The organism is Pseudomonas veronii (genome assembly GCF_002028325.1).
Lineage (GTDB): Bacteria > Pseudomonadota > Gammaproteobacteria > Pseudomonadales > Pseudomonadaceae > Aquipseudomonas > Aquipseudomonas veronii.
The window spans coordinates 4,926,291-4,949,065 of record NZ_CP018420.1; the positions used below are offsets into that span (position 1 = coordinate 4,926,291).

The following is a 22,775-nucleotide window of genomic DNA, read 5'->3' on the forward strand; positions in this document are numbered from 1 at the left end:
AAGTCCAACCTCGAAAACACCGCCCCCCCTGCTGGGCATACTAAAATGTTCCTGAAAAAACACAGGAACATTATTTAAAGCAATCATCCTGAAGAAAATAGAAGCGCCGCTTCTCCAGAGGCGCTCATACAAATGATTAGAAGTAGAGTTCCCAGTTATCCGTAAAGGAATGCTGCCGAGTATGCACAACTACTGTTGTGATCAATTCACCAGCGCCGCCCGTAAATTCAACCCAATTATCAACCGGGTCTCCAGCAGAGAACACGCGCTCGCCCAGCTTTCTTCCCAACGCATTATAAAACTCAAAGCTACCGTAATAGACATGTCGCATATAAGAAAACCTCAATTGCATATAGCCTGAGTTAAGCGTGAAATCCACCCGTTGAAGCGGCAGCTCTCCATCGCCGTTGCTACAGGAAAACGCAATGGCCTGTCCCGACGTCATCGTCGGATTGCCGCCGGAGGCCGCATGAACCCCCATGATCGCCTGATAATGCTTCACCGTCATAAGCGGCGTACGCAAGATACTTCCAACTGAATAGTAACCTCCAACAAGACTCTCGAATGTCTCTGTAACTTTCGAGATGACACGCACGATCAGCTCGCGCGACGGGCATACCACTGCGTCGCTCTCATTCGAACTGCCGTCTGGCGTCACGCTGAAGGTGAAGGTCATTGAGGAGCCATCCTTCGCCTTTTCCAATTCGGCACGCGCCACTGGGCTTGCCACCCCTGCGCCTGCCTCTGCCGCCGTAATGGTCCTGGCCGAATACACCATAAACGAGTAGGCAGTGCCGTCCTTTTTCGTACCGTTTGCCCGCAGCCAGCACTTCTGCCCAGCCCTCAGGAACCACATCGGATCTTCGAGGGAATTGGGATTTCCAGTGAATGCTCTCAGGTCCAGCGTAGCGTTCTGCGTCCTGGGAGGCGTCGCCTCCAGTAGGTTCGGGGTTTCCAGGCGCACCGGGTTGCTGATATTCAAGTTCAATGGCAGTGAAGCCTGCACCTTGCACGCGGTGGTCACGGTGTAAGTGATTGGCACGGTTTTGCCCATGCTTTCGATCACCGCTTCCGGCGGCAACTCGAAGATCACGGCTCCCGTAGTACTTCCGGGTTTGGACGCCAAAGGCCAGCAAGCGCCATTCGGCTTCTTCCAGCAAACGCTGATGCTGTGTTTGGTGTGGTTACCCACATAATCCACTTCGACGTGTACGCGATCGCGTCCGTTGTAGGCGGTCAAATCGGAACCCACCGCTTCGGTAACTTTGGGCGCGGCCAGCAGTAGAGGCTCTTGCTCGATCTTAAACGTCTGAACGGGGAACAAATGGCCGCTCGCTAGATCGCTGACCTCACAAAAGCTCACCGCAAAGTGCAGTTCAAAATCGCTGCAATCAGCCACCTTTTGCAGTTCAGCTCTCGGGATAGATGCATCGACACCGCGAGTCTTCCAATCATCCATGACAGGCTCAGCCTTCAAAATGTCGAATCGGTAGGCACTGCCGTCTTCACGCTCACCCGTGATCCACATCCAGCAAAGGTTCGAGCACTCAGCATAGGCCCACACAGGCACTGTCGCCGTTGCGTTCCGAGGGAAGGTGTTGAGGTCCACCGTACCGTTAGTCGCTTCTTCAATAACCGAGTGGGGAAACTGGGGGGTTAAAACGCTGACAACTTGTTCAGGTGAAGCCTGCGGTTCCTCACTGTTGGGGAACTGGACGGTGTAGGTCAGCGTCATCGACTTGTTGAAATAACAGGCAACGATACACGGCGGGAGCTTGACGGACGCCAACTCCCCATCATTTTCAAGCGTCACACAGCCCAACGGCTCAGCCCCGTGATCGGCCCCCCTCACATAGAAACAAATTTGGTCGCCTGCATAGGTTTCCAGGGTTGGGGCATCCACATTGCCCCCCTCTTTGGTGAGTTCGGGATTAAGGCACCACTTCTCGTTGTACAGCACAGATTGCCGCAAGTGCGGAGGCGGCAAGTTCTCAAGGCCGTGATCGACAATCAGAGCAGCCGTTCGACGACGCTGGATTTCAAGCGCGTTTCTCGGCAGGCGGGTCTCCAAGTGAGGATCAATATCGGCCGCAGGTTCAGCTGGCAAGCCGCTTGTGATCCAGGCACTTTGCAGGGTGATCGATCTCCAGGGTTTACGTCGTGCCAGCCAACCACGTGAAACAAAGAATTGGAGTACATGGCCTGGCATAGCCTCCTGCTCAGTCAACACGTAATCATAAACCACGGTGTAGAAGGTATACGGAACAACGTCTTGCTCGGTAACAGCAGTGCAATAAACCTTATCGCCCTGTTGGGCAAGCGGCGGAACCGGCACAAGAACCGTCTCATGGCCTTCGTGATCGTGCATGTCATAGGTGGGCGTGTTATGCACGATTTTTTCGTGGAGCAGGTAGGGGGCGAGCTCTTCACTTTCACTTGCTGGGTAAAACGATATCCCCACTTCCTTGACCAACGAAGTCACTGCCTGCCCTTGCGCCTTGCCGGTATAGAAAATGAGGGCCGTAAACCCCATGAGTTTCGTCAAGTAATCCAAGGGGATCGCTATCTTCCTTGCTCCTGACTCACCACTCGAATCCACAATATCAGCAAGGACCAGCTCAGGTGCCTCCTTTGCGCTGAACTTGACGGTGATAGTCGACGCGTCCATACGTGAGTCAACTGTCAGGTATGAATCCGGCATGTTGGCGGGAAGTACTGTGCTATCCACCTCACTGGAGATTGTCGGGGCGGCAACCTCCAGAGTTTTGGGCTTGAGCGATTTTGGCGTTGTTGCTTCGACCGCGGTTGAGGAGACTTCAGGCGGTATTTTTTCTTTAGTCATGACAAGAACTCCGTGTTCCAGGGGGATACCCTCAGCCCGTCTGAAGCCGAGGACTCTCCCTTTAGTGAGCGCCTTTGACTCTCCTTCGCCTACTGTCAGAATTGACAGTTCTTTTTAAGAAACAGCCCATTTCCGACCGATGGCAGCCTCACAAGCCCTCCAACTCCGCCATCAAATCACTCAACCGATCCACCTTCTCGGCACTGATCGCTGTCGCCGCCAGCCCATCGATGTACTCGGCCAACTGCGCCACCGTGCTGCACTCGAACATCGCCCGCAACGGCACATCCCGTTGCAACGTCTTCTGCACGCGCGAGGCGATCTGCGTGGCCAGCAACGAGTGCCCGCCCAGTTCGAAGAAGTTGTCCTGCACGCCCACCCGGTCAACCTTGAGCACCTCGGCCCAAATCGCGGCCAATGTCCCCTCCAGTGCCGTGCGCGGCGCCAGGTAGGCCTGGTCGTGCAACTGGCCGATCTCCAGGGCCGGCAGGGCGTTGCGGTCGAGTTTGCCGTTGGCGTTGAGCGGCAGGCGCTCGAGCCACAGCCAGTGCAGCGGCACCATGTATTCCGGCAGTTCGGCGCGCAGGCGTTGTTTGATGCGCTCCAGGCACTCGCCGGGGTCGAGGGTGGTGTCGGCGGCCACCAGGTAACCGACCAGGTGTTTGCCATTGACGCCCTCCTGCACCCCGACCGCCGCGTCGCGCACTGCCGCTTGTTCATGCAGACGCGCTTCGATTTCCCCCAGCTCGATGCGGTAGCCGCGGATCTTCACCTGATGGTCGATACGCCCGACGTACTCCAGCACCCCATCGCTGCGCCGCCGTGCCAGGTCGCCGCTGCGGTACAGACGCTCGCCCGCGGCGCCGAACGGGTTGGGCACGAACACCTGGGCGGTGCGCAGCGGGTCGCTGACGTAACCGCGCCCTACGCCGGTACCGGCGACGCACAGCTCGCCCACCGCGCCCTGCGGCACCAACGCCAGTGCAGCGTCCAACACGTACAAGCGGTTGTTGTCGGTCGGCGCACCAATCGGCAGGTAAGTGCCACGGGTCGAGGCCAGGTCGACACGGAAGAACGCCACATCATCCGAACATTCCGCCGGACCATAAGCGTTGACCAAGCCAATCTCGGGGTAACGCAGCAACCACTGCTGCGCCAGCTCCGGCGGCATGGCTTCACCGGTCGGCAGCATCCAGCGCAGGCCGTCCAGGCGGATGCGTGCCTCGGCCAGCATGCCCTGGATCAGCGACGGCACGCTTTCCAACACGCTGATGCCCTGGGCCTGCACATGGGCGAGCAAGCCCTGGGGATCGTGGGCGACGGCATTCGGCACGATATCCACCCGCGCGCCGAACAGCGGCGCGGCAAGGAACTGCCACACCGAAATATCGAAACTCTGCGAGGCGGTTTGCGCGATCACATCCACCGGGCTCAGGTCCAGATACGGCACCTTGCTCAACTGGTTGTTGAGCATGCCGCGCTGTTCGACCATCACGCCTTTGGGCTGGCCGGTGGAGCCCGAGGTATAGATCACATAGGCAAGGTTGTCCGGGCCACTGTAAATGCCGGGGTTCGCCCCACGAGCAGGCACCTCCTCCCACACCAGCAACTGGCATTCCACGCCTTGCAGCAGCTCAATGGCCTGCTCGCGACACGCCTCGGTACACACCAGCAACGGGGTGCGGCTCAGCTCGATAATCCGGCTCAGACGCTGACCGGGCAGCCCCGGGTCGAGCGGCAGGTAACCGGCACCGGCCTTGAAGCTACCGATGATCATGCCGAGCAAATCGAGACTGCGCTCCGCCAGCAATGCCACCGGCTGATCCAGGCCGACACCCGCGGCGATCAGTGCGTGGCCCAGGCCGTTACTGCGCCGGTTCAACTCGGCATACGTCCACTGTCGGTCGAGGCACGTGGCGACGATGCGTTGCGGATGCTGCGCCACCTGGGCTTCGAACAGCTCGATATAGCTGCGCTCCAGCGGGTAGGCGTGCTCGCTCCGGTTGCAGCCGTGTACCAGGAATTCACGCTCCTGCGCGCCCATCAATGGCAGCTCGGCCATGTCGCCATGAAACCCCTGCATCAGCGCCAGCAGCAGGCGCTTGAACTCACTCAACATGCCCTGCACGGTGCTTTCGTCGAAGTAACGCTGGTCGTAGGACAGGTGCAAACCAAGCTCATCGCCCGGATAGCACACGGCCGTCAGCGGGAAGTTGGTGTGGGTGCGGCCGGAGTCCGAGGTGGCGTTCAGGCTTTGCGCACGGTCGAGTACCGAGACTTCCACCGGGGCGTTTTCGAACACGAACAGGCTGTCGAACAGCGGTTGGCCCTTGGGCAATTCGCTGTGTTCCTGAAGGGTCACCAGCGGCAGGTATTCGTACTCGCGCAGTTGCATATTGCTGTCGAGCAGGCCATTCAACCAGTGGCGCACGCTGCACTGTTGGCCCTCCTCGGGCAGCTTCACACGCAGCGCGATGCTGTTGATGAACAGGCCGACGGTCCGTTGCATGTCCGGCATGTCCACCGGACGCCCGGCCACGGTAACGCCGAACAGCACGTCACGCTCGCCGCTCAAGCGCCGCAGCACCAGGGCCCACGCGGCCTGGGCAAAGGTGTTGACGGTCAGCTGATGGGCCTGGGCCAGTTCGCGCAGGTGTATACCGTCGCGGGCATCGAGGCGGGTGTAGCAATCGCCCACTACCATGCCGCCGCTGCCACCGGCGTGTTCGCGCAGGAACGGGCGGTCGCTGGGGATCGGCGTGGTGCGCTCGAAGCCCCGCAGGTTGTGCTGCCACCACTGGCGCGCCGCACTCAGGTTCTGGCGTTGCAGCCAGGCGATGTAGTCGCGATAACGCGGCGGCGTGGCCAGTTGCGCGTCGTGGCCTGCGCCGAGGGCCGTGTAGAGGTCGAAGAAGTCATTCATCAACAACGAACGGCACCAGGCATCGATGAGGATGTGGTGGTTGCTCATCATGAACCAGTAGCGCGCTTCAGCGACGCGGATCAGACGCAGGTGGAACGGCGCCTGGTTGAGCAGATCGAAACCGGCTTCGCGCTCGGCCTTGAGCAGCGCTTGCAGGCGCGGTTCCTGTTCGGCCTCGGCAACGGCGCGCCAGTCCAGGTACTCGATCGGCGTACTGCCGGGTTTGTGGATCACTTGCAGCATGTCCTCGCCGACGTTCCAGCAGAACGAGGCGCGCAAGGCTTCGTGACGGGCGATCACCGCTTGCCAGGCCTGGGCGAAACGCTCGGGGTCGAGGGCGCTGTCGATGCGGTAGCGGTCCTGCATGTAGTAGAGGCCGGTGCCCGGTTCAAGCAGGGTATGCAGCAGCAGGCCTTCCTGCATCGGGGTCAGCGGGTACACGTCTTCGATCGCACTGGCGGGCACCGGCAAGGCGTCCAACTGCGCCTGGGTCAGGCGCGCCAGGGGGAAGTCGGAAGGCGTGAGGCCGCCGGCGCCGTCCTTGAGGCAATGGGCGATCAGGCTGTGCAGTTCGTCCAGGTAGGCCGCGGCCAAGTCGCCAATCGTCTGCTGATCGTGGCGTGCGCGGCTGAAGGTCCAGCGCAGCACCAGTTCGCCGCCGTACACCTGGCTGTCGACACTCAGTTCGTTGGGCAGCGGCGCATCCGGGTCATGGGCGAGGCCGGCGGATTCCTCCAGCGGGTGGAACAGTGCATCGGCGCCGAAGCTCTGGTCGAACTGGCCGAGGTAGTTGAAGGTGATGTCGGCACTCGGCAGTGCGGCCATCGTCTGTTTGCACACGTCGTCCGCCAGGTAGCGCAGCACGCCGTAGCCCAGGCCTTTGTGCGGCACGCCGCGCAGTTGCTCCTTGATGGCTTTGATCGATGCGCCCTGCTCCGCCAGCGGCGTCAGGCGCACCGGATAGGCGCTGGTGAACCAGCCGACGCTGCGGGTCAGGTCGATCTCATCGAACAGGGTTTCGCGGCCGTGGCCTTCCAGCTGGATCAGCGCCGAGGCGTGACCGCTCCAGCGGCACAGTACGCGGGCCAGGGCGGTCAGCAGCAGGTCGTTGACCTGGGTGCGATAAGCGCTGGGGGCCTGTTGCAGTAACTGGCGGGTGCGTTCGGCGTCCAGGCGCACGCTGAGCGTCTCGGCATCGCGATGGCGCAATGCGCCGTGCGGGCGCGCCACCGGCAAGGGCACCGCCGCACCGGCCAAGCGCTCCTGCCAGACGCACAATTCTTCGCGCAGGGATTCGCTGCCGGCATAGGCCTGCAAGCGGGCGGCCCAGTCGCGCAAGGCACTGGTCTTGGCCGGCAGGCTGACGGATTGGCCGTCGCTCAATTGGCGATAGACGTTTTGCAGATCCTCAAGCAACACACGCCACGACACACCATCCACCACCAGGTGATGGATCACGATCAGCAGGCGCTGCTGGCCTTGCGGGCCGTCCACCAGCAACGCGCGCAACAGCGGGCCGTGGGCCAGGTCGAGGCTGCGTTGGGTGTCGCTGAATAACGCGCTGCACTGTTGCAGATCACACACTTGCGCCTGCATCAGCACACCGCCCTCCGGCACGGCCAGGTGTTCGGCGTGCCATTGCGCGTCGCGCCGGGTGAAGCTCAGGCGCAGCGCGTCATGCTGTTCCAGCACCGCCAGCAGGGCTTGCTCCAGGCGATGGGGATCGAGCAGTTGCAGCGGTTTGAGCACCAGCGCCTGGTTCCAGTGTTGACGCGCGGGAATCTCTGTCTCGAAGAACCACTGCTGGATCGGCGTGAGCCCCGAGCGGCCGCTCAGCACGCCTTGCTCGGCGCTGACCTGCTCGGCGCGCGTGGCGACGGCGGCCAGGGTCTGTACGGTCTGGTGCTGGAACAAATCCCGCGGGCTGAAGTGAATCCCGGCCTGGCGCGCACGGCTGACCACCTGGATCGACAGGATCGAATCGCCGCCCAGTTCAAAGAAGTTATCGTCGAGACCGACCTGCTGCACGTTCAACACCGCGCACCAGATCGCCGCCAACGCCTGCTCCAGCGCGTTGCGCGGCGCCACGTAGTGTTGGCGATTCGCCTCGGCATCCGGCGGCGGCAAGGCGCGGCGGTCGAGCTTGCCGTTGGCGGTCAGCGGCATGCTGTCCAGCACGAGCCAATGGGCGGGCACCATGTAGTCCGGCAGTTGCGCTTTGAGGTGCGCCTTCAAGGCGTCGCGCAAGGGGCCGTGCTCGGCGTCGCTGGCCAGATAGGCCACCAGCTGTTTGCCGCTCGGCGAATCCAGCGCCAGCACCACCGCTTCGCGCACGGCGGGATGTTCGAGCAGGCGCGTTTCGATCTCGCCCAGTTCGATGCGGAAACCACGGATCTTCACCTGATGGTCGATCCGCCCGAGGTATTCCACCTGGCCATCGCTCAGTTGGCGCACCAGATCGCCGGTGCGGTACAGGCGACCGCCATGGGCCGCGAAGGGGTCCGCGACAAAACGCTCTGCGGTCATCCCCGGACGCTGGTGATAACCCTGCGCCAGCCCTGCCCCGCCGACGTACAACTCGCCGCTCGCGCCTTGCGGCACCAGGGCCAGGTCGGCGTCGAGAATATAGGCCACGCGGGCGCCGACGATGCTGCCGATCGGCACGCTGCCGACGCCCTCCGCCAAGTGCTGCGGTGCGAGGCCGGCCAGCGGCATCACCACGGTTTCAGTCGGGCCGTAGGCGTTGAAAAACACCTGCGGCTGGAACGCCGCGCGGATGCGCTGCAGGTGTTCGCCGGTCAGCGCCTCGCCGCCGGTGATGCACAACCGCACTGGCAAGGTCTGCCGCTGGGTCGCCAGCCATTGCGCCAACTGGCTGCCGTAGCTCGGGGTGAAGCCCAGCACATTGATGCGATGGGTGCGGATCAGCCCGCAGATCTGCTCGGCATCCCACTGGCCCTGGGCGCGCAATACCAGTTGTGCGCCGCTGAGCAACGGCACCAGCAAACGCTCGGTGGCGGCGTCGAAGTTGATCGAATAGAAGTGCAGCTCACAGTCATCCGGGCGCATGCCGAAACGCTCGATCACGGCCTGGCAGTGCATGGCGATTTCGCCGTGGCACACCACCACGCCTTTCGGCTTGCCGGTGGAGCCGGAGGTGTAGATCAGGTACGCCGGGTGTTGCGGCAGGCTGAGAAACGGCGGCTCACTGGCCGGGTAGTTCGCCAGCACCGGCAGGTCGTCTTCCAGGCACCAGCACGCCAGCGTCGCCGGCAGTTCACCGAGGGCGGCGAACATCGCCGCATCACTGAGCAGCAAGCCGATGCCGCTGTCTTCGATCATGTAATGCAGGCGGTCCAGCGGGTACTCCGGGTCCAGCGGCACATAGGCGCCGCCGGCCTTGAGAATCGCCAGCAGGCCGATGACCATTTCCAGGGAGCGCGGCAACGCCAGGCCGACGCGCACCTGCGGGCCGACGCCACGCTCGCGCAGCATCCAGGCCAGGCGGTTGGCGCGGGCATTCAGTTCGCGGTAGCTGAGGGTCTCACCGGCAAACGTCAGTGCCGGCGCGTCGGCACGGGCCAGTGCCTGCTGGTTGAACAGTGAGTGAAGGCACTGGTCGAGGCGCTGTTCAGCCGCGTCGCTCCCCAGGCTGCGCTGCAATGCGTGCTGCTCGTCGGCACCCAGCATCGGCAGTTCGCTGAGGCGTTGCTGCGGGTCGGCGATCAGCGCTTCGAGCAGGTTGCGCCAATGTTCGGCCATGCGCGCAACGCGCGGCTCATCGAACAAATCGGTGCTGTAGGTCAGGCAGCATCCCAGGCGATGGTCAAGGTCGGTGACTTCCAGGTTGAGGTCGAACTTGGTCGCACGCGCATCGTTGGCCAGGTACTCGACGCTCATCCCGCCCAGTTGGCGGCGCTGCTGGAATTCCCAACGCTGCACGTTGCACATCACTTGGAACAGCGGGTTGTACGCCGCGCTGCGCGGTGGTTGCAGCGCTTCCACCAGATGGTCGAACGGCAGGTCCTGGTGAGACTGGCCCTCGATCACGGTGTGACGAACTTGCTCGAACAACTCACCGACGCTCATCTGCCCGTCGAGCCGGCAACGCAGTACCTGGGTGTTGAGGAAGGCGCCGATCAGCCCTTCGCTTTCCGGGCGAATCCGATTGGCCACCGGAGCGCCGATGCGCAGGTCGGTCTGGCCGCTGTAGCGGTAGAGCAACACCGCCAGGGTGGCGGTCATGCTCATGAACAGGGTCAGGCCGTGCGCAGCATTGAAGGCCCGAACGCGCGCGGCCAGTTCGTCGCTCAAATCAAAACGGTACAGCCCGCCGCGGTGGCTTTGCACCGGCGGCCGCGGGCGGTCGCCGGGCAGTTCCAGCAGCGGATGCTCATAACCCAATTGCGCGATCCAGTAATCGAGCTGGCGCTGGCGCTCGCCGGACTCCAGCCACTGGCGCTGCCACACGCTGTAGTCGAGGTACTGCACCGGCAGCGGCGCCAGCGGCGAGTCGCGCTCATCGATGAAGGCTTCGTACAGCGCGCTGAGTTCACGGGCAAAGATGTCCATGGCCCAACCTTCGGTGACGATATGGTGCAAGGTCAGCACCAGGTAATGTTCCTGCGCGCCGGCCTTGACCAGGCACACGCGCAACAGCGGCCCGGTTTCCAGGTTGAACGGCGTGTGCGCCTCGACATCGGCCAGCTGCTGCAAGCGTTGCTCGCATTCGAGGTGGCTCAGCGCCGAGAAGTCCTGCCAGCCCATGCGCAGGCCGGTCTGCGCCGACACCTGCTGATGGGCCACGCCATCGACGCTCGGGAAGGTGGTCCGCAGGGTTTCGTGACGCATGACCAAGGCCTGCAACGCGGCCTCGAAACGCCCCACGTCGAGCACCCCGCGCAAACGCGCCATGCCGCCGACGTTGTACGCCGGGCTGTCCGGCTCCAACTGCCAGAGGAACCACATCCGCTGCTGGGAATAGGACAGCGGCACCGGCCGGCTGCGGTCGACCTGGGCGATGGCGGTCTGTTGGTTGCGTTGGCCGGCGGCCTGGATCTGCCCGACCTGCTCGGCAAACGCGCCGAGTTCGCTGGCTTCGAACAGGGTGCGCAACGGCAGCTCGACGTCACACGCCTGGCGGGTGCGCGAGATGATTTGCGTGGCCAGCAACGAATGGCCGCCGAGGGCGAAAAAATCATCGCGCAGGCCGATCCGCGGCAGGCCCAGCACTTCGCGCCAGATCGCCGCAATCTGCTGCTGCAACGGGCTCTCGGGTTCAACATGTTCGCGGGTTTGCCACACCGGCTCGGGCAGCGCACGGCGGTCCAGCTTGCCGCTCGGGCTCAGGGGCATGGCGTCCAGGCGCATCAGGTGCGCGGGCACCATGTATTCCGGCAACCCGGCGGCCAGGGCGGCTTTGACGGTTTGGGCGTCGAGCGCGGCAGTGGCGGTGTAATAGCCGATCAATTGATCATCGCGCACCAGCACCACGGCCTGGGCGATACCGTCGAGGGCCAGCAGGCGCGCTTCGATTTCTTGCGGTTCGACGCGAAAGCCGCGCAACTTGACCTGCTGATCGAGACGACCGAGGTAGTCGAGCACGCCGTCAGCGCTCCAGCGTGCGCGGTCACCGCTGCGATACAGACGGCTGCCCGGCGCGCCCAAGGGGTCGGCGACAAAACGCTCGGCAGTAAGCCCGGCGCGGCCGAGGTAACCGCGTGCCAGGCCGATGCCGCCGATGCACAGCTCGCCCGGCACCCCCGCCGGCAACGGGTTGAGCTGCTCGTCGAGCACGCGGCAGATCACATTGCCCAACGGTCGGCCAATCGGCGAACGCTCGCCATCCTCGGCGCGGCAGTGCCAATGGGTGACGTTGATCGCGGTTTCGGTCGGGCCATAACGGTTGTGCAACTGCACCGCCGGCAACCGCGCAAGCACACGGTCACGCAACTCGGCGGGCAAGGCTTCGCCGCCGCAGAACAGACGGCGCAGGCTGGTGCATTCGGCCGCCAACGGCTCGTCGATAAACAGCTGCAACAGCGGCGGCACAAAGTGCAGAGTGGTCACGCCATGGGCCTGCACCAGTTGCGCGATGCGCTGCGGGTCGCGCTGCTCGCCCGGCCCCGCCAACACCAGGCGGCAGCCGGTGATCAGCGGCCAGAAGCACTCCCACACCGACACGTCGAAACTGATCGGGGCTTTTTGCAGCAGCACGTCGCTGTCATTCAGCGCGTAGGTGGCCTGCATCCACTGCAAGCGCTCGGCCAGGGCCGCATGAGTGTTGCCCACGCCCTTGGGCTGGCCGGTGGAGCCGGAGGTGTAGATCACGTAGGCGAGGTGCTCGCCGTCCAGATGCAGGCCCGGCGGCTGGGTCGGCCAGCGGTCGAGGTGCAGGCTGTCCATGGCGATCACGCACACGTCTTCGGCCGTGGGTAATTGCGCCAGCAACGCGGTCTGGGTCAGCAGCAGGTGGACGCCACTGTCCTTGAGCATGTAGGCCAGGCGCTCGGCGGGGTAATCCGGGTCCAGCGGCACGTAGGCGCCGCCGGCCTTGATGATCGCCAGCAGGCCGATCAACAGTTGCGGCGAACGCTCGGCGGCGATGGCCACGCACACGTCGGGGCCGACGCCCTTGTCGCGCAGGTAATGGGCCAGGCGGTTGGCCTGGGTGTGCAGTTGGGCAAAGCTCAGGCTGCCGCCCTGCCAGACCAGCGCGGTGCGGTCCGAGGTGTGTTGGTTGAGCTGTTCGGGCAACCATTGCCGGGCCGGCGCGCAAGGCGCTTCGCTCCAGGGCCGCTGTTCGTCGTGTTGCATCAATTTGAGGTCGCCGAGGGCCCGCTGCGGTTGCTCGCACACGGCGTGCAGCAGGTTGATGAAGTGCTCGGCCAGGCGTTGGATGGTGGTGCTTTCGAACAATTCGTCGGCGTAGTCGAACGCCAGGCTCAGGCGCCCGTTGCGGTCTTCTTCGCTGTGCAATTGCAGGTCGAACTTGGCTTCGCGGCTGTGCCACGCCAGTTCTTCGGCGAGCAGGCCCGGCAGGCGACGCAAAGCGCCGAGGTCGCGCTGCTGATGGTTGAACATCACCTGGAACAGGCCCTGTTCACGGGCGTGGGGGAACGCTTCGAGCAGTTGTTCGAAGGGCAGATCCTGATGGGCCTGGGCGCCCACTGCCGCCTGGCGCGTGGCCGCCAACAGCTGGTTGAACGGCAGGCGCCCGTCCAGCTCGGCGCGCAGTACCAGGGTGTTGATAAAGAAGCCGACCAGGCCTTGGGTTTCCTGGCGCGGGCGGTTGGCGCTGGGCACGCCGATGCGGATGTCGCGCTGGCCGCTGTAGCGGTAGAGCAAGGTCTGGAACGCCGCGAGCAACAGCATGAACGGCGTCGATTGGTTGGCCTGGGCAGTCTGGCGAATCGCCGCGCTGAGGCTTGCGCCCAGACGCACGCTGTGGCGCGAAGCACTGTTGCGTTGCCGCGCTGCACGCGGGTGATCGGTGGCCAGGCTCAAGGCTGGGTGTTCGTCTCCCAACTGCGCCTTCCAGTACGCCAGTTGCCGCTGGCCTTCGCCCTCGGCCAACCATTGGCGCTGCCAGTTGCCGTAGTCGGCGTATTGCACGGCCAGTGGCGGCAGTTGCAGGGGCTGGCCCTGGGACGCCGCGGCGTACAGGCGCGAGAACTCATCGATGAGGATATTCAGCGACCAGCCGTCGGCGATGATGTGATGCAGCGTCACCAGCAACTGATGGTCTTCGTCGTCCAGGCGCACCAGGCTCACCCGCAGCAACGGGCCGTTTTCCAGGTCGAACGCGGTGTGCGCCTGCTCCTCGCGGATCTGCTGCGCACGGGCTTCGCGCGCGGCGGCGGGCAGGTCACCAAGGTCGATGACGTGCAAGTCGAATGCGCTGCTGGCCAACACCCGTTGGAAGGCTTGCCCATCCCGTTCGTAGAAGCGCGTGCGCAGGGCTGGGTGGCGCTGGATCAGGTGCGCGAAGCTGGCGCGCACCGCGTCTGCATCCAGCTCGCCGCGCAGGCGCAGGGCACCGGGGATGGTGTACGCGTGGCTCTGCGGGTCGAGTTGCCAGGTGATCCACAGGCGATTCTGTGCGAGGGATTGCGGCAGTTCATCCTCATGCGACAAGCACTGGATCGTGCCTTGGGCGACGCCGCCATCCTGCTGCAACTGTGCCACATCGGCAGCGAAGGCCGACAAGGTCGGCGCTTCGAACAGCAGGCGCAGGTTCAGTTCCAGGCCCAGGGTTTCGCGCAGGCGCGCAACCACTTGGGTCGCGCTGATGGAATTGCCGCCGAGCAGGAAGAAGTGGTCATCCGCCGCTACCGTCGCCACCTGCAACTGCTCGCACCAGATCGCCGCGATCTGGGTCTGCAAGGTGGACGCCAGCGCGACATCACTGGCCGCGCCTTGCAGACCGGGGAACTGCGCATAGCTGTCGAGGCTGCCATCGGCGTAACGCAACGCACATGCCGAACGCTGCAGCTTGCCGCTGGAGGTCTTCGGCAACGCGCCGGGGTTGAGCAACACCACCACGCACGGCGCCTCTTGATAGGCTTCGGCCACGGCTTGGCGGATCGCCGTGATCAGCGCTTGCGGCGCGAGGATTTTCTGCACGCTGCGGCTGATCTCAGCGGCGATACCGATGCCTTCCTGGCCCTGCTCATTCACCGCGAACGCCGCAACCCGGCCTTTGCGCACCACCTCCACTTCGCGCTCGATGGTCTGCTCGATGTCCTGCGGGTAGAGGTTGTGGCCGCGCACGATCAGCAGGTCTTTCAAGCGCCCGGTGATGTACACCTCGCCCTCGCGGATAAAGCCCAGGTCGCCGCTGCGCAGCCAGGTGCGGCCGGCGTGCTGGACGAAGGTCTTGGCGCTGGCTTCGGGGTTGCGCCAGTAGCCGTGGGCAATGCTCGGGCCGCTGGCCCAGAGTTCGCCGACGCAGTTGTCAGGCAGTTCGCTCAAGGTGTGGGGATCGGCGATCAGCACCGCGTGGTCCGGCTGATGTGTACCGCAACTCATGATCGCCGCGCCCTGCCCCGGCTCGGCGCGGTTGGCGGCCAGCGCCTGGGCATCCAGGCGCAGGGCCGGGATGCCGTGGCCACGGCGGCCGCCGGCGACAAACAGGGTTGCTTCGGCCAGGCCGTAGGAGGCGAAGAAGTTGTTCGCGGTGAAACCGCACGGGGCGAACTTCTCGGCGAAGCGTTCCAGGGTGTCGAGGCGGATCGGTTCGGAGCCGGAATACGCCACGCGCCAGCGCTTCAAATCCAGGCGTTCCAGGGCCGATTCGCTGACCCGGTCGCTGCACAAGCGGTAGGCGAAATCCGGGCCGCCGCTGATGGTGCCGCCGTATTCGCTGATCGCTTCCAGCCAGCGCAAGGGCCGGCCGAGGAAGTACGCCGGCGACATCAATACGCAGGGCACGCCGCTGAAGATCGGTTGCAGCAGGCCGCCGATCAGGCCCATGTCGTGGTACAGCGGCAGCCAGCTGACGATCACGTCATCCGGGTTCAGGTCGATGCCGAAACCGCGCCGGATCAGCAGTTCATTGGCGACCAGATTGCCGTGGCTGACCTGCACACCCTTGGGCAAGGCGGTGGAGCCCGAGGTGTATTGCAGGAAGGCGATGTCGTCGGCTTGTACATCGGTGGCGACCCAGCGCTCGGCAAGCGCGCTGTCGAGGGTGTCGACCGCCAGCAGCGGCGGCGCGTTTTCGATCTGCGCCAAGTCATCGCCGAGGCTGGCGATGGTCAGCAACAGGCGCGGTTCGGCGTCGGCGATGATCGACAGCAAGCGCGCCTGGTGATGGTGACGAGCGGACTCCGGCGGATAGGCCGGCACCGCGATCACCCCGGCGTACAGGCAACCGAAGAACGCCGCCACATAGTCCGGCCCGCTGGGGAACAACAATACGGCACGGTCGCCCAGGTCGGCGTTGGCCTGCAGGGCGGCGGCGATGGCACGGGCGCGTCGGTCGAGGTCGCGGTAGCTGAGGACCACGTTGTGTTCGGCGGACTCAGCGAGGAAACGCAGAGCGATCCGCTCCGGAGTCTGCGCGGCGCGGCGTTGAAGGGACTGGGCCAGGGTGCGGGGAAGTTCGAAGGCGTCCATCATGGGGGTTCCTGCCTGAAATCGGCTTACGGGAAAATCGGGAAGGGTTCAGCCGGCGGTCAGTCGCCGCGCCGCGCCATTGCGCCAGCGCGCCAGGTGTTCCTCGGCGTAGCGCCGCACACAGCGCAGCACCGCGCTTTCGTGCTGCACCAGAAAGAAGTGGTGGCCGTCGAACAGGTCCAGGGAAAAACCGCTGGCGGCGTCTGCCTGCCAGTCGAGTAACTGGTCGGCGCGCACGCTGTCCTGCTTGCCGCCGAACACATGGATCGGCATGCCCAGCGGCTCGCGTCGGCCATAGGCGAAGCTGCCGCACAACAGGAAGTCGGCGCGCAGGATCGGCAGCATCAACTGCATCAATTCGCGGTTGGCCAGGGCTGCTTCGGCGGTGCCTTGCAGGTCGCGCAGGCGGGCGATCAGTTGCTCATCGGTCTTTTCGCGGGCGTACTCGCTGACGTCGCGCCGCGCCGGGCCGGCGGTGCCGGACGCAAACAGCGCCAGCGGCGCAGGCACGTTGCGCGCTTTGAGCGCGTGCGCCAGCTCGAACGCCAGCAGGCCGCCAAGGCTGTGGCCGAACAACGCGTAGGGGCCGTTCAGGTCACGACTGATTTCATCCGCCAACTGCGCAGCCAAGGCGCCGATGTCGCGTTGCAACGGCTCGTCCATCCGCATGCCGCGCCCCGGCAACTCCAGCGGGCACACCTGCAACCAGTCCGGCAGAACACGCCGCCAACGCACGTACACCATGGCGCTGGCCCCCGAATAAGGCAGGCAGAACAGGCGCAGTCGAGTCGGTGCGCTCATCGCTCGACGCCCCCCACCTGAAACGCGCCATATGCACGATAAAAACCCATCTCGCCCTCCTGCGGGTGCTGATCCTTGGCCGTTTTACCAACGAACCTGTCACCCAGAAGAACGGACGGCGCTGCCAAATAATTAGTCGTCGAGGACGAGCGAGACGGGGTTCACACCTTCAGCCCACGGACAAAATCAGTCAGACTTCTCATTTGACAATAATTATCATTCAGCATAATTTGTTGCCCGATGTGTAGGAGGCCTCAGCACGGACGCCCTCCCCTAACCTCTTTGCGATCAAGGTGATTTCCATGACGGAACAAGTATCCACAGGCAGGTGCGACTCACCGCTGCTCCAGGCATTCGTCGATAATCGGCTGATTCTGGTAAAGATCGCAGCACGTATTACCGGCTGCCGCTCCCGGGCCGAAGACGTCGTGCAGGATGCCTACTTCCGGCTGCAATCGGCGCCGACGATCACCTCATCGTTCAAGGCGCAATTGAGTTATCTGTTCCAGATCGTGCGCAACCTGGCGATCGATCACTATCGCAAGCAGGCCCTGGAGCTCAAATATTCGGGGACCGAAGAGGAAGGCTTGAATGTGGTGATTCAGGGCGCGTCACCGGAAACTTCGCACATCAATTTCAACACCCTGGAGAACATCGCCGACGCCCTGACGGAACTGCCCCAGCGCACCCGCTATGCGTTCGAGATGTACCGCCTGCACGGCGTGCCGCAAAAGGACATCGCCAAGGAACTCGGCGTCTCGCCGACCCTGGTCAACTTCATGATTCGCGATGCGCTGGTGCATTGCCGCAAGGTGTCGGGCAGTCACAGCGATACATTTGCACGGCGGCTCTGAAACTCGCCCCGGCGCGAAGCCTGGTCTCCCGAAACCTCAGGGCACCGCCGTCACATCGATGCGATAGGGCTCGAATATCTTCAACAGCTCGCCGTCATCGCGCAAACGTTTGAGCAGGCCGGCAAACGCTGCGCTGCTGATCGGCGCCTTGGGCCGCAGCAACGCGTAGTGGTGGTACACCTGGTCGACGCGCTCCGAGATCAGGAACTGGGCGGCCATGTCGACGTTGCGCGCCAGAAAATCACTCAGGTACGAGCGGGTCACCAGGGCGATATCGGCGCGACCGCGCGCGACCATCAGCAGGTTACTGTCATGGGAGTAGGTCAACGTCGCGTTGAAGTGCTCGGCCATGAACTTGGGGTCGGCATTGAAGTTGGCGAAGGCGTAGTGATAACCGCTGAATACCGCCAGGCGCTTGCCGCCAAGGCTGGCGAAATAATTCTGGTCGCGATCGGGCTCACGCTGGGCGACGAAGATTTCGGCATCTTCCAGGCCCATGTCGACCGTGGTGTGAGGAATCTTCTGCCAGCCCCAGTCGGGGTTTTCGAAAATCGCCACGTCGACCCGGCCCTGCTCGAAATCGCGAAAGCGTCGCGGGATCGAGGTCGGCACCAACACGAACTGATAATCGGTTTGCGAGGCGTTCAGGGCTTCGACCAACTGCGGCAGCAATCCGGTGTCGGCGCCCTGCTCGGGGCGCACGGTGTACGGCGGAAAATGCGCAGCGCCGATCCTCACCAATTGCGCAGCCGAAGCCGGCATCCACGCAACGGTGCCCAGTGCCCATAAAGTAAGTCCTGCAGCCAGTCGCCATGGCGAAAACATTAAGGCACACACCGTTTAACCTGCTGATGGCAATAAGCTAGGCGTTTTTGTCTGGCGAGACAACTTCCACCGGAAAATTAATAGCTTGCGCCTCAATCAGCCTTCAAAACCATCAACAACGCCTCTTCGGCCAACTGCTCGAGGGTCAAGCTGCCCTCGGCGCGGAACCAAGTGGTGGTCCAGGACAAGGCACCGGTGAGGAAGCGCCGGGCGATAAACACATCCCCCTTGATATAGCCGGCGGCCTTGGCCTCGCCCAGCACCTGCAGCCAGATCGCTTCATAGACATCACGCAAGGCCAGCACCTGGGCCTGGCCCTCGGCCGACAGCGAACGCCACTCGTACACCAACACCGCCATGGCTTCGCCGCTGCCGCCCATGATCGACTGCAATTCGCAGCGAATCAGCGCCAGCACGCGCTCGCGCACCGTGCTAGCCTCTTCCAGCGACGCACGCATCAGCGCAGTGTTGTAGCGGATGGTTTCTTCCATCACCGCGCGCAGGATCTCGTCCTTGCTCTTGAAGTGATGAAAGATGCTGCCGGACTGGATGCCCACGGCACCGGCCAGGTCGCGCACGGTGGTGCGCTCGAAGCCCTTGTTGCGAAACAGGTGAGCCGCGGTTTGCAGCAACTTGCCCCGGGCACTGTCGGGGTCGGTCAATTGGCCGCCGTCGACCATGGCGCGCATCACCCGCAGGGCTTTGTGCTCATCCATGCTGCTCTCCTTTACGTCTGCTGACATCTTGGGCGGCAATTTAGGCCGTGCCTGCCAGCCAAGCAAGCGCTTGGCTGAAAACTTGTGTCCGGAGTTTACAAACCAAGCGCTTGCTTGGTAGTCTCGTCTCCAGCCATTCGAGGAAGGATTTCTCATGAGCAAGACGGTTCGCATCGGCTGCGCCAGCGCCTTCTGGGGCGACACCTGCACCGCCGCCGCCCAGTTGGTACACGGCGGCAAGCTGGACTATCTGGTGTTCGACTACCTAGCGGAAGTCACGATGTCGATCCTCGCCGCTGCGCGGATCAAAGATCCCCAGGCCGGCTACGCCACGGACTTTGTCGAGGTGCTGTCGCCGCTGCTGGCCGAGATCCAGCGCCAGGGCATCCGTGTGATCAGCAACGCGGGGGGCATCCACCCCCAGGCCTGCGCCGCCGCCCTGCAAGCGGCCTGCGACGCGGCGCAACTGCCGCTGAAAATCGCCGTGCTGCTGGGCGATGACCTGCAACCCCAACTCAAACACCTGCGCGGCAGCGTCGACATGTTCAACGGCGCGCCGCTGCCGCCGCTGTGCGTGTCCGCCAATGCCTACCTCGGCGCGCCGGGCATTGTCCGCGCGCTTGAGCTGGGGGCGGATATCGTCATCACCGGGCGGGTGGTCGACAGCGCGGTGGTCAGCGCCGCGTTGGTGCATGAATTCAACTGGTCATGGCAGGACTACGACCGCCTCGCCCAGGCCGCCCTGGCCGGGCATATCGTCGAATGCGGCGCGCAGTGTACCGGCGGCAACTTCACCGACTGGCGCGACGTGCCGGATTACGAGCACATCGGTTTTCCCATCGTCGACGTCAGCGCCGACGGCCAGTTCACCGTGAATAAAGTCGCGGGCAGCGGCGGGTTGATCAGCGAGCTGAGCGTGGCCGAACAACTGCTCTACGAAATCGGCGACCCGCGCGCCTACTTGCTGCCCGATGTGATCTGCGATTTCAGCCAGGTCAAATTGCAGCAGCAAGGCAAACACAGTGTGCGTCTGCACGGTGCCAAGGGTTTGCCGCCGACCGCTCAATACAAAGTCAGCGCCACTTACCCGGATGGCTTTCGCTGCACCGCCAGTTGCCTGATCGCCGGGATCGACGCGGTGGCCAAGGCCGAGCGGGTCGCCCAGGCGATTATCGACAAGACGTCGGAGCTGTTCAGCCAACGCGGTTGGGCGCCCTACACCGAGGTGAACATCGAACTGCTCGGCAGCGAAGCCACCTACGGCGCGCATGCCCGACGCCGGGACTGCCGCGAGGTGGTGGTGAAGCTGGCGGTGCGCCACCCGAGCAAGCCGGCGCTGGTGCTGTTCGCCCGCGAAATCGCCCAGGCCGCCACCGGCATGGCACCGGGGCTGACCGGCATCGTCGGCGGGCGGCCGACGGTGTATCCGTTGATTCGACTGTTTTCGTTCCTGATCGATAAATCGTCCTGTGAGCTGGCGATTGATTTGCAGGGTGAACGCCACGCTTGCGCGCTTCCGGCCACCCACGCACTGGGCACGCCGGCGGCCGCCCTCGAACCGCCCAAACCCCAAGGCCGCGCCGATGCCAGCGTACCCCTGGTGAAACTCGCGGTGGCCCGTTCCGGCGACAAGGGCAACCACAGCAACATCGGGGTGATTGCCCGCGACCCGGCGTACCTGCCGTGGATCGCCGAAGCCCTGACCCCCGCCGTGGTCGTCGACTGGATGGGCCACGTGCTCGACCCGGTCCACGGTCGCGTCGAACGCTGGTACCTGCCCGGCAGCCACAGCCTCAACTTCCTGCTGGAAAACGCCTTGGGCGGCGGCGGCATCGCCAGCCTGCGCATCGACCCGCAGGGCAAGGCCTTTGCCCAGCAGTTGCTGGAAATCCCCATCGCCGTGCCGCAGCACATCGCCGATCAACTCACGTAAAGGAGCGTTGCCGTGGCCTTCGACTCGATCTTCAAAGCCGACCTGCCGGATGTCCTCAAAGGGGAGTCATAAACCATGCCGGTGATCGAAACCCTGATCGACGCCCACAGCCCAGACTTTGTGCGCAACCGTGAAGCGCTGCTGGCGAGCCTGCAGCAACTGCGCCTGTTGGAGCAGAACCTGTTGAGCAAGGCGCAGGAAGCCAAGCCCAAGTTCGACAAACGCGGGCAATTGCTGCCGCGTGAACGCCTCAACCTGCTGCTGGACCCTGGCGCGCCGTTCCTGGAACTGGCCAGCCTGGCCGGCTACAAACTCCATGACGACAAGGACGGCAGCGCCGCCGGCGGCGGGTTGATCGCCGGCATCGGTTACGTCAGCGGCGTGCGCGTGCTGGTGGTGGCGAATAACAGCGCGATCAAGGGCGGCACTATTTCCCCCACGGGCCTGAAGAAATCCCTGCGCCTGCAACAGATCGCGATGGAAAACCAACTGCCGGTGGTGACCCTCGCCGAAAGCGGCGGTGCCAACCTCAACTACGCGGCGGAGATTTTCGTCGAAGGCGCGCGCAGCTTCGCCAACCAGGCGCGCATGTCGGCCATGGGCTTGCCGCAGATCACCGTGGTCCACGGCTCGGCCACGGCGGGCGGCGCGTATCAGCCGGGGCTGTCGGATTACGTGGTGGTGGTGCGCGGCAAGGCCAAGCTGTTCCTGGCCGGCCCGCCGCTGCTCAAGGCCGCGACCGGCGAAGTCGCCACCGATGAAGCACTGGGCGGCGCCGAGATGCACGCGCAAATCGCCGGCACCGCGGAATACCTGGCGGAAAACGATGCCGACGGGGTGCGGATCGTGCGCGAGATCGTCAGCCTGCTGCCGTGGAACGAGCGCCTGCCGTCGATGCCCAAACGCACGTATGCCGAGCCGCTGTACCCCATCGACGAACTGCTCGGGCTGATCCCCGATGACCCGAAAAAACCCTACGACGTCCGCGAAATCCTCGCACGCCTGGCCGACGGTTCGAACTTCCTCGAGTTCAAGGGCGAGTTCGACGCACATACCGTGTGCGGCCACCTGCACATCCAGGGCCGCGCCGTCGGCGTGATCGGCAATAACGGCCCGATCACGCCCAAGGGCGCCAGCAAGGCCGCGCAATTCATCCAACTGTGCGACCAGAGCCGCACGCCGCTGCTGTTCCTGCACAACACCACCGGCTTTATGGTCGGCACCGAGGCGGAACAGCAAGGCGTGATCAAGCACGGCGCGAAGATGATCCAGGCGGTGGCCAATGCCCGTGTGCCCAAACTCACCGTGGTGGTCGGCGGCTCCTACGGCGCCGGCAACTACGCCATGTGCGGCCGCGGCCTCGACCCGCGCTTCATCTTCGCCTGGCCCAACAGCCGCACCGCCGTGATGGGCGGCGCCCAGGCCGGCAAAGTGCTGCGCATCGTCACCGAAGCCAAACAACGGAAAGACGGCCTGACCCCCGACCCCAAGATGCTCGACATGCTGGAACAAGTCACCGCACAGAAACTCGACAGCCAATCCACCGCACTGTACGGCAGCGCAAACCTATGGGATGACGGCCTGATCGACCCACGGGATACCCGCACGTTGCTGGGGTTCCTACTCGATATCTGCCAGGAAGCCGACATGCGGACGTTGCAACCGAACAGCTTTGGCGTAGCACGGCTCTAAAGTCATCAAGACAACAAAACCCTGCTGTTGCTCTGCTTTTGCTCTGCTTTTGATTTTGATCTTAGGCGCC

General features: G+C 63.9%; 8 protein-coding genes. 3 read left to right on the forward strand and 5 right to left on the reverse strand.

What is annotated here, in order from left to right:
• Nucleotides 1-136: 136 nt before the first annotated feature.
• The 3 genes from PverR02_RS22435 to PverR02_RS22445 form a co-directional block, all read right to left on the reverse strand.
• Nucleotides 137-2,842 (reverse strand): hypothetical protein, encoded by a 2,706-nt coding sequence (locus PverR02_RS22435; protein ID WP_079444437.1) that lies wholly within the window; start codon nt 2,840-2,842, stop codon nt 137-139.
• A gap of 148 nt (nt 2,843-2,990) precedes the next feature.
• Nucleotides 2,991-15,887, reverse strand: coding sequence for a non-ribosomal peptide synthetase (locus PverR02_RS22440; RefSeq protein ID WP_079444438.1), 12,897 nt, complete (start codon nt 15,885-15,887; stop codon nt 2,991-2,993).
• A gap of 45 nt (nt 15,888-15,932) precedes the next feature.
• A complete protein-coding gene (locus PverR02_RS22445) occupies nt 15,933-16,685 on the reverse strand; it encodes a thioesterase II family protein (RefSeq protein ID WP_017845801.1) in 753 nt (250 codons plus the stop codon).
• A 302-nt stretch (nt 16,686-16,987) separates the two neighbouring features.
• Between PverR02_RS22445 and PverR02_RS22450 the strand changes: the two genes are divergently transcribed.
• Nucleotides 16,988-17,539: an RNA polymerase factor sigma-70 gene (locus PverR02_RS22450; RefSeq protein ID WP_017845800.1), complete on the forward strand. Its 552-nt coding sequence runs from the start codon at nt 16,988-16,990 to the stop codon at nt 17,537-17,539.
• 36 nt (nt 17,540-17,575) lie between these two features.
• Here PverR02_RS22450 and PverR02_RS22455 read toward each other — a convergent pair whose 3' ends face one another.
• Entirely contained in the window at nt 17,576-18,364 is a 789-nt protein-coding gene (locus PverR02_RS22455) for a substrate-binding periplasmic protein (protein ID WP_079444439.1), read from the reverse strand.
• A 92-nt stretch (nt 18,365-18,456) separates the two neighbouring features.
• Nucleotides 18,457-19,080, reverse strand: a complete 624-nt coding sequence (locus PverR02_RS22460) for a TetR/AcrR family transcriptional regulator (RefSeq protein WP_046382540.1) — start codon at nt 19,078-19,080, stop codon at nt 18,457-18,459.
• Between the two features lie 154 nt (nt 19,081-19,234).
• Here PverR02_RS22460 and PverR02_RS22465 point away from each other — a divergent pair, with 154 nt between their 5' ends.
• Complete coding sequence (locus PverR02_RS22465) at nt 19,235-21,013, forward strand: acyclic terpene utilization AtuA family protein (protein ID WP_079444440.1); 1,779 nt, start codon at nt 19,235-19,237, stop codon at nt 21,011-21,013.
• A gap of 75 nt (nt 21,014-21,088) precedes the next feature.
• A complete protein-coding gene (gene atuC / locus PverR02_RS22470) occupies nt 21,089-22,705 on the forward strand; it encodes a geranyl-CoA carboxylase subunit beta (protein WP_079444441.1) in 1,617 nt (538 codons plus the stop codon).
• The last annotated feature ends 70 nt before the right edge of the window (nt 22,706-22,775 follow it).

Coding starts and splice junctions, on each gene's coding strand:
- PverR02_RS22435 (WP_079444437.1), bottom strand. CDS start 2,842: ATGACTAAAGAAAAAATACCGCCTGAAGTCTCCTCAACCGCGGTCGAA.
- PverR02_RS22445 (WP_017845801.1), bottom strand. CDS start 16,685: ATGAGCGCACCGACTCGACTGCGCCTGTTCTGCCTGCCTTATTCGGGG.
- PverR02_RS22450 (WP_017845800.1), top strand. CDS start 16,988: ATGACGGAACAAGTATCCACAGGCAGGTGCGACTCACCGCTGCTCCAG.
- PverR02_RS22440 (WP_079444438.1), bottom strand. CDS start 15,887: ATGATGGACGCCTTCGAACTTCCCCGCACCCTGGCCCAGTCCCTTCAA.
- atuC (WP_079444441.1), top strand. CDS start 21,089: ATGCCGGTGATCGAAACCCTGATCGACGCCCACAGCCCAGACTTTGTG.
- PverR02_RS22465 (WP_079444440.1), top strand. CDS start 19,235: ATGAGCAAGACGGTTCGCATCGGCTGCGCCAGCGCCTTCTGGGGCGAC.
- PverR02_RS22455 (WP_079444439.1), bottom strand. CDS start 18,364: ATGTTTTCGCCATGGCGACTGGCTGCAGGACTTACTTTATGGGCACTG.
- PverR02_RS22460 (WP_046382540.1), bottom strand. CDS start 19,080: ATGGATGAGCACAAAGCCCTGCGGGTGATGCGCGCCATGGTCGACGGC.